This is a genomic window from Bifidobacterium asteroides, assembly GCF_030758775.1.
GTDB classification, from domain to species: Bacteria; Actinomycetota; Actinomycetes; order Actinomycetales; family Bifidobacteriaceae; genus Bombiscardovia; species Bombiscardovia kimbladii.
This window is the reverse complement of sequence record NZ_CP132384.1, coordinates 1,315,521-1,328,328: the sequence shown is the minus strand read 5'-3', so window position 1 is coordinate 1,328,328 and position 12,808 is coordinate 1,315,521. Positions and strand designations below refer to the sequence as shown.

7 protein-coding genes are annotated in these 12,808 nt (G+C 64.3%); 3 read left to right on the top strand and 4 right to left on the bottom strand.

What is annotated here, in order from left to right; translation table 11 throughout:
• Positions 1-14 precede the first annotated feature (14 nt).
• From RAM15_RS05190 to RAM15_RS05180, 3 genes are all read left to right on the top strand, one after another.
• Positions 15-3,446, top strand: a complete 3,432-nt coding sequence (locus RAM15_RS05190; protein WP_306221048.1) for a tetratricopeptide repeat protein — start codon at positions 15-17, stop codon at positions 3,444-3,446.
• The gene (gene ligA / locus RAM15_RS05185; RefSeq protein WP_306221047.1) at positions 3,439-6,027 is read left to right on the top strand and encodes an NAD-dependent DNA ligase LigA; all 2,589 of its coding nucleotides are present in this window, start codon (positions 3,439-3,441) and stop codon (positions 6,025-6,027) included. Before RAM15_RS05190 ends, ligA begins: the two co-directional genes overlap by 8 nt.
• 69 nt (positions 6,028-6,096) lie before the next feature.
• Positions 6,097-7,293: an Mrp/NBP35 family ATP-binding protein gene (locus RAM15_RS05180; protein WP_306221046.1), complete on the top strand. Its 1,197-nt coding sequence runs from the start codon at positions 6,097-6,099 to the stop codon at positions 7,291-7,293.
• A gap of 44 nt (positions 7,294-7,337) precedes the next feature.
• Here RAM15_RS05180 and RAM15_RS05175 read toward each other — a convergent pair whose 3' ends face one another.
• From RAM15_RS05175 to RAM15_RS05160, 4 genes are all read right to left on the bottom strand, one after another.
• Entirely contained in the window at positions 7,338-8,684 is a 1,347-nt protein-coding gene (locus RAM15_RS05175; protein WP_306221045.1) for an MFS transporter, read from the bottom strand.
• A gap of 184 nt (positions 8,685-8,868) precedes the next feature.
• On the bottom strand, positions 8,869-10,305 hold the full coding sequence (glnA, locus tag RAM15_RS05170; RefSeq protein ID WP_101432564.1) for a type I glutamate--ammonia ligase: 1,437 nt from the start codon (positions 10,303-10,305) through the stop codon (positions 8,869-8,871).
• A gap of 143 nt (positions 10,306-10,448) precedes the next feature.
• Entirely contained in the window at positions 10,449-11,183 is a 735-nt protein-coding gene (locus tag RAM15_RS05165; protein WP_306221044.1) for a DUF4191 domain-containing protein, read from the bottom strand.
• A 48-nt stretch (positions 11,184-11,231) separates the two neighbouring features.
• The gene (locus RAM15_RS05160; RefSeq protein WP_306221043.1) at positions 11,232-12,719 is read right to left on the bottom strand and encodes a dihydrolipoyl dehydrogenase family protein; all 1,488 of its coding nucleotides are present in this window, start codon (positions 12,717-12,719) and stop codon (positions 11,232-11,234) included.
• Between the last annotated feature and the right edge of the window lie 89 nt (positions 12,720-12,808).

Sequence of the window (12,808 nt, the reverse complement as noted above, 5' to 3'; positions counted from 1 at the left end):
GGACAATCGAAGGTATGTCCAAGAACGCGAAGAAGTCCCGGGGGTTCGGGGATCTGTCCGGCCTGGGCCGTTCCATTCTTTCCGCACTGGAGGGATTGGCGGGCTCCTCTCGGCCGACCACAGGGGGTCGTGGGGATCGTCCCCTGGATTCTTCGGTGGCCGACATGGTCGATCTGATCAACCGGACGGGAGGCCATCCGGATGATCGGCAGATGCGCGAATTCCTGGCCTCTCACAGCCGTATTTTAGGTATTGCTGTCAAGCGCCGGCTTTTTCCCCGCCTGCAGGGCGTGCCCGAGGGGCTGACGCTGGGCTGGGTCCAGTGGCCCGATGCCCCAGGCCGGGGCTTCGCATTGGGGATCTTCACCGATCGCCGTCACTTTGCCCAGATCGCTCTGGCTGACGACCATGGCCGGGTTTTCATTGGCGAGCAGAGCCGGATGGACCTGCAGAACATGGAGCCTGCCTTCCTGCTGGGCCGGGAGGAGGAGGTGACCTTGGCCGACGGTCGTCGGCTGGGCCTTGATCCAGAACAGGGTTCGGGGCCGGTCCGCGCCCTGCAAGGTGCTGTAGTAGGTCGTGACGATGCCGGCCACCTGCGCTGGTTGGCCTCCTGGCTGCGGGCCAATGGCCGCTATTGCCTGGAGCAGCTGCGTCCCCTGCTGCCTCCGGAGATGCGTCTGGACCTGGAGTATCGGGATGCTGTGGCCATCGCCTTCTTCGCCGCCTACCTGCTGCCGCGCATCCAGGGGACCTTCACTGGGTTCGGCTCGGGCAACATCTTCTACCGGCTCAACCGGGAGGCACCCATGGGAGCCATCCGCCGCAGCGTGGGCGACATGATCCAGGCACGCTCCCATGGGCAGCGGGTCTCCGGGCTGGAGGATCTGTTCGCCGACCTGATGCGTGAGGCCGGGGCTCTGTCGCCCGTCTCGGGTTTGGAGGCCGTTCACGGGGCGGAGCCCCTGCATCTGTATGCTTCCTCCTACTCCGGTGCCTACTTCCTGAGCTGGGATAACGGATTGGAGTTCACCGCCGCCTTGGCGGCCCTGCGCATCGAAGGCAATCTGAACAGGTTTGCCGCTGTCAGCGCCTGGCTGGAGCGCAATGCCCGTCTGGGGACGCTGCCTACCGAGGACTCGATCAACCGCGTCCAGGCTACCCGGCTGGACCAGGCCCTCTTGGACGATCCTGCCATAGTCGCCCTGCTGCGCCCGGGTGACTATCCGATTCGCTTCAACCCGCTGGAAGATGACGGGCGGACTGCTATCAACGCCATGGTCGACAAGGCCGCAGCCACCGCTGTCATGGTGCGTCAACAGGCTCCCCAGGCGCTGCCGGTGCGGGCGGACGGCCAGGGTCAGGAGCCCGTGCAATCCGAGTGGGTCTACCGGCAGACGCTGGCCATGCTCATGCGATCCCTGCGGCTGCCCTTCCGTTTTGATGTGGAGTTCAGGTCCAATCTGGCTCAGGGGCAGGTGGCTCTGGCCTTCACTGCGGCAGGGCGCACCATGATGCCCTCCAGCCGCTACGAGGACAAGTCACGGGCCTGGCGGGACTTGGACGAGGGCGAACGTTCCGCCATGAGCGCTGACTACAATTTGCGCGTCGGGCTGATGATGGCCGCCCTGGCCTTCGGGGCGGATCCAGCTGTGCGCGAGGTCAGCCTGCAGATCGACTCCATCGGTCTGGAAGAGGCTGTCGACCAGCAGAACTCGGCCATCAGGACCATGATGGGACAGGCTTTGGAGGCCTTTGAACGCATGCGTTCAGGTGAGGTGGCCCCCACTGGGTCCAAGGCTGATCCCAAGGATGGCGACGTACACGGCGATCCCGCCAAGCCCATCGCCTCCCGGATGGCTCCTGAGCAACAACAGGACGAAGAGGAAGACAAGGCCGAGGATCAGGGCGAAAAGGAATCCGTGGATCGTGAGTTCAAGGATCTCATGCAGGGCGTGGACCTTGACTCTGCAGCCTTTGCAGCCCCGTCGTCAGCCAATGGGTCCGATAAGGACGAGTCTGCCGCGGATGGAGCCTCGGACGAGGATGTCTCCAATGATGATGCCTCCGCAGATCAGAGCGACGACGACGCATCGCAGAACCCGCTCAGCGCTCTGCAGAGCAATCCGACCATACGCACCTTGGTTTCGGTGGTCTTCAGCAGGGAACTCTTCCTCTCCCGCATCCGTTCACAGGGTCTGAAGGATCCACGTGCCGTCTACCGCTTCTTCGACGCGGCCATGCAGCTGGATTCCCAGGGCGGGCTCAAGCCCACTGAGGCTGTCTTCGACATGCGCGATGATCGCTTCAGCCCCCATGGCAGCCAGGAGGAGCCCGAGTTCTCCGAGGTGGCCTTTGCCGACAAGTCTGCCAAGGCACTGGGCGCGCATCAGGCTGTGGATCTGTCCATCCAGCGGGCCGACCTGCTGCAGAGGGCTGTAGGCGGCTTCCATCAGCTGGCTTCTGACCGGGCCATGACTTCGGCAGCCAAGGCCCAGGCGGCCACGGGCATCATCGAAAGCATTGGCGACCCGGAGCTGGAGCAGCTGGCCCCTCAGGTTGCCAGCGCCATGATCGACGGCACCCCTGTTCCCGACTTCGACTTCTCCCTGTCATCCCAGTTGGACAAGGAGCGCGTCAAAGCCCGCGATCTGCTCTTCTCCGGCGGCGCAGCCCAGGGCATACAGGTTGAGCAGGATGCCATCGCCCATATGGATGCCGTCTTTGCGGCCGAGGGCCAGGTGCCCCGCTACTTCAACTCCTACGCCGAGCGGGTGGTCTATAACCGCCTCTTCGCCACACCGGGGGAGCGGACCCTGCTCATTCCTGACAACCTCTTCTATGCCCACCTGGAGATAGCCGATCTGCTGGCCCAGCTCAAGGAGGACCAGGCGGCCCTCAAACACCTGAACGCCATGGTGGCCTATGCGCCCGCCTACCCGCTCTCCCACCTGAAGCTGGCGGTCATGCTGGCCAACCGGGAGGACTGGGATTCGGCCCGGGCTGCCACACTCAATGCTCTGAGGGTGGCTCTGGACCGGGACGATGCCTCCTTCGCCTACTACCGTCTGGCCTATGCATCATGGATGCGCGACGAGTTCGACGTGGCTGCAGCGGCCTATCTGATGAGCGAGCACATCAGTCCCGACCGGATACCAGCCCTCAAGAGCGAGCTGGCCGAGCTGCAGGCCAGGGCCCGCTCCCAGTGCGTGGTCCTGCCCGAAAACCACAGACAGGCCCGCCAGGTGCTGGCTGAACATGGCCTGCCGGTCTGGCCTCACACCGAGGTGGCTTCGATAGTGCGCCAGGCCGCGCGCATCTGTGTGGACGGCGGGCTCTTCGTCCCGGCCCGAACCCTGTCAATGGCGGCCGCCAGGATGAACGACGACGATAATGAAGGTGTTGATGTGGTACAGGCACAGTTCATGAGGTCGCTCAATGCATGACAAAACAGCTCAGGAAGATATTCAGCAAACCAGTGATGAGGATGGCAATGCCCAGTCCAGGCCCAGGCCGGGCACTGACCGATGGATAGCCTCCCTTCAGCCCGACGATGCCGATGCCATGCGGCTGGGGGAGCTGGATCTTGACTCCCTGGGAGCCCAACAGGCCCAGCGTCTCTGGTCCAGGCTGGCCGCCTGGGTGGAGTCCGACCAGGTCGCCTACTACATAGACGATGCTCCGGTCTCCTCCGACGCGGCCTACGATGCCAGGATGCGTTGCCTGCAGGAGCTGGAGTCCCGCTTTCCCAGCCTGGATACCCCCCAGTCGCCGACGCACCGGGTCGGAGGGACCTTCTCCAACGACTTCGCCTCCGTCCGCCACCCCTCCCAGATGCTCAGCCTGGATGATGTCTTCAGCGTCGCCGAGCTGCGCCAGTGGTATGAGGGGCTTCGCAGCGAGCTTGACTGGCCAGAGGACAAGGCCCTGCCCATGACCAGCGAGGTCAAGATCGACGGCCTGGCCCTCAACCTTCTCTACCGCAATGGGGTCCTGGAGCAGGGTCTGACCAGGGGGGACGGGGTGACCGGAGAGGATATCACCCTGAACGTCCGGACCATCCCAAGCATTCCGCAGAACCTGTCCGGCCCGGCCCGCGACATCCCTGAGTTCGTGGAGGTCCGCGGCGAGGTCTTCATGCGGTTCGACGACTTCAACGCTCTCAATGAGCAGCAGGAGAAGGAGGGCAAGGCGCCCTTCGCCAACCCTCGCAACGCCGCCGCCGGGTCCTTGAGGCAGAAGGACCCGCGCATCACGGCCAGCCGTCGTCTGAGCTTCTACGCCCATGGCCTGGGCTCCATGAGGTGGGGCCCGGCCCATCCCAAGGGGACCCACGACGAGGTCATCGATCAGTCCCAGGCCTACGACCTCTACAAGCAGTGGGGGATTCCGGTCTCTCCCCACAACCGGGTCGTCACCTCCTTCGACCAGATCCTGGACATGATCGACTATTATGGCCAGCACCGCAATGACATCGAGCACGCCCTGGACGGCATCGTGGTCAAGCTTCAGGACCGAGATCTTCAACGCAGGCTGGGTGCCACCTCACGCGCCCCCCGCTGGGCCGTGGCATACAAGTATCCGCCGGAGGAGGTCAATACCCGGCTTCTGGACATCACTGTCCAGGTGGGCCGGACCGGGCGAATCACCCCGGTGGCTGTGCTCACCCCGGTCACCGTGGCCGGGTCCACGGTCTCCAGGACCACCCTCCACAACGCCTCCGAGGTCAAGCGCAAGGGCATTCTGATCGGGGACACGGTCGTGGTCCGCAAGGCGGGCGATGTGATCCCCGAGCTGGTCGGACCGGTCGTCGAGGCCAGGAAGGGGCGCGAGAAGGAGCTGAGACCCTTCGTCATGCCCGAGACCTGCCCCAGCTGTGGCGCCCGTCTGGCTCCGGCAAAGGAGGGCGATGTGGACATCCGCTGCCCCAACGTGGAGTCCTGCCCGGCCCAGCTGACCGAGCGGATCATCCATATGGCCTCGCGAAAGGCCCTGGACATCGAGCATCTGGGGGAGCAGAGCGCCATAGCCCTGACCAACCCCGATGAGAACCGGCCTGATTCCGTTGAGGTCTACGCGCCCGGCCTGCGTGAGGTCCTGGTCGACCAGGGCGGCCAGGCAGTCCCCTACCAGCCGGACCCGGACCTGAAGCTTCCGCCACGTCAGGATCCGGTCCTGACCAGCGAGGCAGGCCTCTTCGACCTGAAGGTGGAGGATCTGCGTCAGGTCTATGTCTGGCGTGAGGTTCCCCTGATGGAGCAGGTGGAGGTCGAAGGCCGGCAGGGGCGCGCCGCAGCCAAGCGCAGGACCGGCGGCAGCGGCCTCTGGTACCGGGTGCCAGCCTTCTATAACCTGCCCAAGGGCGCCCAGGCGGGCCAGGGCGAGCGGGCCATGAACAGTCATGAGACCCAGGTCCAGGAGGCCGCACTGGACAGTGCCGACGCCCAACCCTCCAGGAACACCCTGCAGATGCTTGAAGAGATCGACAAGGCCAAGCATGCTGATCTGTGGAGGGTCCTGGTGGCCCTGTCCATCCGGCACCTGGGACCGACCTCGGCCCGGGCCATCGCCACCCGATTCCCCTCGCTCAAGGCCGTGGAGGAGGCCAGCGTGGAGGACTTGTCCGAGCTGGACGGGGTGGGCCCCGAGATTGCGCACTCCATCCACGACTGGTTCCAGGGCGCCCGACAGCCCGGCGACTGGCGCGGTCGCATCCTGGATGCCTGGCAGGCCGCAGGGGTGGGCGCTCACGTCGAACGCAGCACCAAGCCGCAGACCCTGAAAGGCATGACCGTGGTGGTCACCGGCAGTCTGGAGGACTTCTCCAGGGACTCTGCCAAGGAGGCCATCGTGGAGCGCGGCGGCAAGGCTTCTGGGTCCGTCAGCAAGAAGACTACCTATGTGGTGGTCGGTGCCAACCCGGGCTCCAAGGCCGACAAGGCTGAGAGTCTGGGCCTGCCCATCCTGGACGAGGCGGCTTTCCACCGTCTGCTTGACACCGGCGACCCAAGCCCGGCCCAAGGCTGATTGTGACATTCGCAATATCCGACCAGCCGCGCCCTAGCAGCCGATGGCTGGGCGCGATATGGTGACGGCATGGAACAAGTAGAGCATCGCAAGGAAGGGACCCGGAATCTGGAGGAGCTGCCTCGAAGAATCAAGGGGGAGGTCTATGAGCGGCTCAGCAGGGTCATCGATCCAGAACTGGGTCGATCCATCACCGATCTGGGCATGATCACTGACATCATTGTCGAGCCGGCCAGGGATGCCCAGGCCGACTACGAGGTGACCGTGCGGGTGGAGCTGACCATCAAGGGATGCCCGCTGTCGACCACCATCACCAACCAGATCAACGGGACCGTGACCTCCTACCCGCGAGCCCGGCTGCGTCCGCATATCGATGTCTCCTCCATGAGCCGGGAGAAGCTGGACAACCTGGTGGCCGACCTCAAGGCCGCACGGCGCAGCAACCCTTTCTCCAAGCCTGGCGTAGGCACCCGCATCTTCGCCATCGCCTCGGGCAAGGGGGGCGTGGGCAAATCCTCGGTGACCGTCAACCTGGCGGCCACGCTGGCTGCCCTGGGCTATGACACGGCCGCCATTGACGCGGACATCTACGGGTTCTCCCTGCCTGGGCTCTTCGGCGTGCACAGCCGGCCCACCAATCTGCACGGCATGCTGATGCCGGTCACCGCATGGGGGGTCAAGCTGATCTCCATCGGCATGTTCGCCGGGTCGGACCGGGCCATCCTCTGGAGGGGTCCTCGCCTGCAGCGCTCGCTGGAACAGTTCCTCTCTGATGTCTGGTGGGGCGATCCCGATGTGCTGCTGCTGGATCTGGCTCCTGGCACCGGGGACATGGCCCTGTCAGTGGCCCAGGCCCTGCCCAACAGCCGGCTGATTGTGGTCACCACCCCCCAGCCCTCGGCCTCGCAGGTGGCCGTGCGTTCAGGGCTGGTGGCCCTCCAACTGCCCACCAAGGTCCAGGGTGTGATCGAAAACATGTCCTGGTACGAGCACAATGGCGAGCGGCTGCGCATCTTCGGTCAGGGTGGCGGCCAGCGGGTGGCCGACCAGCTGACCCGTGACCTGGGGTATCAGGTGCCCCTGCTGGAGCAGCTGCCCCTGCAGACCGACCTGCGCGAGTCGGGGGAGTCCGGCCGTCCGGCAGTGCTCAGGCCTGATGGCTCCCTGGATGATTCGCCGTTGACCAAACGGTTTGTGGACCTGGCCAAGACCCTGATGGCGGGTTCGGAGCCTGGCGATGCCCATCGGACAGCCGACGAAGGCTGACTCTAAGACAAAGTTGTCAGTCAGACGCCATGCCTTGGCCGGGATTAGACGGCGGCCGGGCTCTTCCGGCTGGTGATCTGCCGCGAGGGGATGGCCAGGAACCAGGGGACAGCCAGCACGACCAGGCCGATGGCGCACATGGCCAGGAAGGGAATGACCTCATGTCCGGCCAGGATGTAGGAGGCGAACATGGGTCCCACGATGTAGCCCAAGGAGGCGGCCGTGTTGAGCAGGCCGAACATACGTCCGCTGAATGATGGCCCGGCCAGCTCAGCGGCCACCACCGGCTGGGAGATGCCCATCATGACCTCGCCCAGTCCGAAGATGGTGATTCCCAGTGAGGCCACGCTCAGGGCGCCGGGGGTGGAATCCAGGCGCAGGCCCAGGACGATGATCACCCAGGCCGCAGCCCAGAAGACCGGCACGGTGCGCAGCAGGCGCACATGGTTGGCGTCCTTGAGCCGGGGCAGCAGCACGATGTTCATGATGACCACCGAGAAGGTGTTGACCACGTCCACCACTGACAGGGACCAGCGGGGAATGTGCGGATCTGATATCAGAGTGGTGACCAGACCGGCGTCGAACTGGGAGTAGCCGAACAGGTCCATGAAGAAGGTGCCCAGGGTCAGCAGCGCCATGGAGGCCAGTACCCTGGTCAGGGAGCTGGTCCGCCCGCCGAAGGTCCCGTTGGCGGTTACGCTTTCTGCGCTGTCTGTCTGGCTGGCCTTTAGCGCATGGGTTGCCCCGGCGGATTCCTGGACGATCTCTCGCTCTGCCTTGGCCTTGAGCTCAGCCGTCAACCGTCGCAGCTGCCAGTGTCGTTCGATGACCAGCAAGGACAGGCTGAGCAGGGCGAATCCCAGGGCCCTGCCGCCAAAACCAATGCGATAGAGGAAGTCCTGACCTCCTGCAGCCAGCAGACCGCCTACAGCCGCTCCTAGGCCAATGCCCAGGTTGAGTTCGGCCTGGTTGATGCCGTAGACGATCCGGTGCTGCTCCCTGGTGGAGATCTGCGTCAGAATGCTGGCCCAGGAGGTCTGCATGCCCATCCCCAGGCCCGAGACGAAGGCTCCCGCCACTGCTGCCCGGTAGTCGTGGGCCATGGTGAAAATCAGGGGGCCGATGACCGAGAAGATCATGGCCGTGTGCATGGCCAGCCAGGAGGAGCGACGATCCGAGACCCAGCCGATGATGGGGTTGGAGATCAGGGACCCCACGGAGCTGATGGTCACCAGGAGGGCGGCCTCGCTCATGGTGGCACCCAAGGAGTGGGTGGCGAAGAGCAGCTCGATGGGCATGACCAGGCCGATGCCGAAGTTGCACATGAGGTCCACGATGAGCATGGCTCGCAGATATACGGGCAACTCCATGAACTCACGCAGCCAGCGCATCGGTTTCCACCTCCATCGGATCCGTTTTCATGCTTCTCCTCATTCTGGCCTGACCGCATGCCGGGATGCCGGGGCTGGCGTGTTGCCGTCTATAGGCGGGATGCAAAAAGGCCCGACCCTTCAGCAGGAAGGATCGGGCCACATGTGACCTGGCCGGTCAGCCAGCGTCAGCCGTCAGGTGAACTCAGATGTGGAAGTAGAGCTCGTACTCCAGGGGGGTGGGGGCCAGACGGGTCTGGTCCAGCTCGCCGCGCTTCAAATCCAGCCAGGTCTGGATCAGGTCATCGGTGAAGACGTCGCCCTCGCTCAGGAAGTCGTGATCCTCCTCCAAGGCGTTCAAAGCCTCCTCCAGGGAGCCGGGCACCTGCTTGATCTGGGCGTGCTCCTCCGGGGGCAGCTCATAGAGGTCCTTGTCGATGGGGGCCGGAGGCTCGGTGTGGTTGAGGATGCCGTCCAGTCCTGCCATCAGCTGGGCCGAGAAGGCCAGGAAGGGGTTGCAGGAGGGGTCGGGGGCGCGGAACTCGATCCGCTTGGCGGCAGGCGAGGTGCCTGCCAGGGGGATGCGGATGGCCGCCGAACGGTTCCTGGCCGAGTAGACCAGGTTGACCGGGGCCTCGTAGCCGGGCACCAGCCGCTTGTAGGAGTTGGTGGAGGGGTTGGTGAAGGCCAGGACGGACGAGGCATGTTCGATCAGGCCGCCCACATACCAGCGGGCGATGTCGGAGAGTCCGCCGTAGCCGTTCTCGTCGTAGAAGAGGGGCTTGCCATCCTTCCAGAGGGACTGATGGCAGTGCATGCCGGTCCCGTTGTCCCCGGCGATGGGCTTGGGCATGAAGGTGGCAGCCTTGCCGGCCAGGGCGGCGGTCTCGTGGACCACGTACTTGTACTTCATCAGGTCGTCGCCTGCATGCAGCAGGGTGTTGAAGCGATAGTTGATCTCCTGCTGGCCGGCGCCGCCCACCTCGTGATGGGAGCGCTCCAGAATCAGGCCCACCTTCTGCAGGTTGGCCACCATGTCGTCGCGCAGATCCTGGTAGTGGTCGATGGGCGGTACGGGGAAGTAGCCCTTCTTGACCCGGTTCTTGAAGCCGATGTTGTCGGAGCCGTCCTCCTCGACGTCGACGCCCGAGTTCCAAGGAGCCTCGATGGAGTCGACCTCGTAGAAGGAGCGTTGCATGCTGTTCTCGAAGCGGACCTTGTCGAAGATGAAGAACTCGGCCTCGGGGGCGAAGGAGGCCGTGTCGGCGATGCCGGTGGAGCGCAGGTAGGCCTCCGCCTTGGCGGCGATCTGCCGGGGGTCGCGCGAGTAGGGCTCGTCGGTCACCGGGTCGACAATGGAGAAGGCCACATTCAGCGTGCGATGACGGCGGAAGGGATCCAGGTAGGCAGTCTCTGGATCGGGAATCAGCTTCATATCCGATTCGTTGATGGCTTGGAAGCCTTGGACGGAGGAGCCGTCGAAGGCCATGCCGTCTGTGAAGGCGTCCTTGAGGAATTCGCTGGCGGGCACGGTGAAGTGCTGCTGGACCCCGATCAGGTCCGTGAACCTGACTGAGACATATTCCACGCCCTCCTGGTTGATCAGAGCTTCGCAATCGGCCTTTGACTTCAGTTCTCTCACTGAACTGCTCCTTTCGTGGAAACCGTAACGGTCACCCAGTCTAGGGGACCGGTTTTTTCAGCAATGCGCCGCTGAGGTTACGGGGGTGTTTCATGCGAAGGTCCCGGCGCCTCCCTGAGGGAGATGCCGGGACCTTGAAAACATCAGCGCCCGCGCATGGCCTTGCGGCTGACATGTATCTTGGTCGGATCGATGCCCTTGGGCACCCCCAGGGCGCTCTGCCGCTTTTGCAGGGTGACTAGCCGGTCGTTCAGGGTCTCCAGCTCGGTGGCGGTCAGCTTGACCTTCTTCTTGATCACGGTGCGCTGGAGCTTGTTGAGCGGTACCTGGTCAGGACCGTGGCCCACGCTGATCCGGTAGATGGGGATGGCCGACCCACGGGTGATGCGGCGGATCTTCTCCTCTTCGCGGTTCATGGCCTTGTTGACGCGGTTGTAGTCGCCCTCGGCTATCAGGTAGACCCCGGTTCGGCCGGTGCCCCTCCAGACGGCGTCCTTGGTCTTGGCATCAATCCATACAGGTTCCTGGGGGAAGGAGAAGCCCGCCTTGGAGATGCTGCTCAGCACGGCGGCGGCAGCGCCTGGACGACCCTCCATCTTGGCGTAGCCGACCTTGTCGGAGCGCCTGGTCAGGGTCATGGTGGCCAGAAGCAGGCCGACCATGATGCCCAGAAGCACGGTCAGGATCCAGGACAGCCAGCCAAAGTGAGCCAGCAGGCAGATCACCACTGCTATCAGTGTGGGCACCAGGATGGCCGCGGCCAGCAGCCAGGGAAGAGCCTTGTCCTCTGCGTAAGTGAATTGGTAGATCTTGACGATCTGACTGATCGTGCTGTTCTTCTTTTTTGTTTTTTTGCCCTTGGTGTCCTCTGTAGCCATGCCATCCTCACTCGGAAACGTTCACTGGTTGACCAGTCTACCGCATGCCTAACGCATGTTCAGGGGTCTGCCGTCAGCCTTGAGCAGGGCCTCTCCAATGGCTTCCGAGAAGGTGGGATGGGGATGGATGAGCCCGGCCGCCCGGTGCAGGGGGATCTGGTTGCCCACCAGCTGCTGGGCCTCGGCGATATTCTCGGAGGCCTGGGGGGAGACCATCTCCAGACCGACGACTATCTGCTTCTCCAGATCGGTGGCTTGGCAGGCGGTGATCAGGCTGAGGGTGCCCTGCAGGCCGCTCATGCGCATGCGCGAGTTGGCCATCATGGGGTAGATGGTCTCCTTGACCTGGTTCAGCGATGGATCATCCTCGGCCTCCTGCCGGCTGAAGCCCACAGCTGCGGCCTGTGGGGAGGAGAAGACCACGCGGGGGATGGTGGCCTCATTGACAGGTTCAGGATCCAGGCCAGAGGCGGCATCGGCCAGGGTGATGCCCTGCTGGAAGGCCCTGTGGGCCAGATGGTGACCAGGGGTGATGTCGCCCAGGGCCCAGACCCGGTCGCGGCTGGTGCGCCCCTGGGAGTCGGTCAGGACCTGACCCTGCTCGTCCAGGTCGATGCCCAGCTCCTTCATATGCTCGGGGTTGGTATTGGGGTCCCTGCCGATGGCCACCAGAACCAGATCGGTCTCGAGCGCTCCCGCCTGGCCCTTGTCGTCGGTCGGCTGGTAGTCGACCTGCATGCCTCCATCTGCGGGCAGACGGTGCCCGCCCGAGCAGCGGGCATGGGTGATGATCTGAATTCCCTGACGTTTCAGCTCCCGGGTCATGATCTGGCCGGTCCGCCGACCCCAGTGGGAGAGCACCCGGTCATGCCTGACCAGCAGGGTCACCTGGCAGCCGGCTTGGTTCCAAATGGTGGCGAATTCCAGGGCCACCGCACCTGAACCGATAATCAGCGCCCGGCGGGGGAAGGGCTTGAGGGTCAGCGCCCGGTCCGTGTCGATGACCAGATCATCGAAGGGGAGCTCCTCCAAGGGCCTGGCGTGAGACCCAGTGGCCAGGATGGTGTCGCAGGTGGTCAGCCGGGTTCGATTGCCGTCATCGTCGGTCACCTCCACCAGGCCGTCGCCGACGATGGTGCCGTGGCCTTGCACCACGGTGATGCCACGCTGCTTGAGCAGGCTGGACAGGCCGCCGGTCATGGCGTCCACCATCCGGTCCTGATAATCCTGGAGCTTCTGGTAGTCGATGCTGGCCGACCCGATATTGATGCCCATGGCGGCCCCGAGATCAGCCTGTTCGAGAACCTGGGTGGCTGTCAGCAGGGCCTTGGTGGGGATGCATCCGCGGTTCAGGCAGACGCCGCCGACCACAGGGGCCTGCTCGACCAGGGCCACCCGTCCGCCCAGCTCTGCCGTGCGCAGGGCTGTGGCATACCCGCCTGGGCCTGATCCGATAATGATGGTGTCGTACTGGCGGCTGTCGGCGTCCCATGGGTCAAGAGACTCTGTGCCGGGTTGGTTGATCGATTGCTGCATAACAATCCATGCTAGCCGTACCGGCTGGGAGAATGAAGAGCATTCGCACAATGCGGAGTGAGTGCAAAAACCGCCCGGAACCCAAAGGG

What these genes read in the sequence shown, in the direction of transcription:
- RAM15_RS05160 (WP_306221043.1), bottom strand. Translation starts at nt 12,719, where the DNA reads ATGCAGCAATCGATCAACCAACCCGGCACAGAGTCTCTTGACCCATGG.
- RAM15_RS05190 (WP_306221048.1), top strand. Translation starts at nt 15, where the DNA reads ATGTCCAAGAACGCGAAGAAGTCCCGGGGGTTCGGGGATCTGTCCGGC.
- RAM15_RS05180 (WP_306221046.1), top strand. Translation starts at nt 6,097, where the DNA reads ATGGAACAAGTAGAGCATCGCAAGGAAGGGACCCGGAATCTGGAGGAG.
- RAM15_RS05175 (WP_306221045.1), bottom strand. Translation starts at nt 8,684, where the DNA reads ATGCGCTGGCTGCGTGAGTTCATGGAGTTGCCCGTATATCTGCGAGCC.
- RAM15_RS05165 (WP_306221044.1), bottom strand. Translation starts at nt 11,183, where the DNA reads ATGGCTACAGAGGACACCAAGGGCAAAAAAACAAAAAAGAAGAACAGC.
- ligA (WP_306221047.1), top strand. Translation starts at nt 3,439, where the DNA reads ATGCATGACAAAACAGCTCAGGAAGATATTCAGCAAACCAGTGATGAG.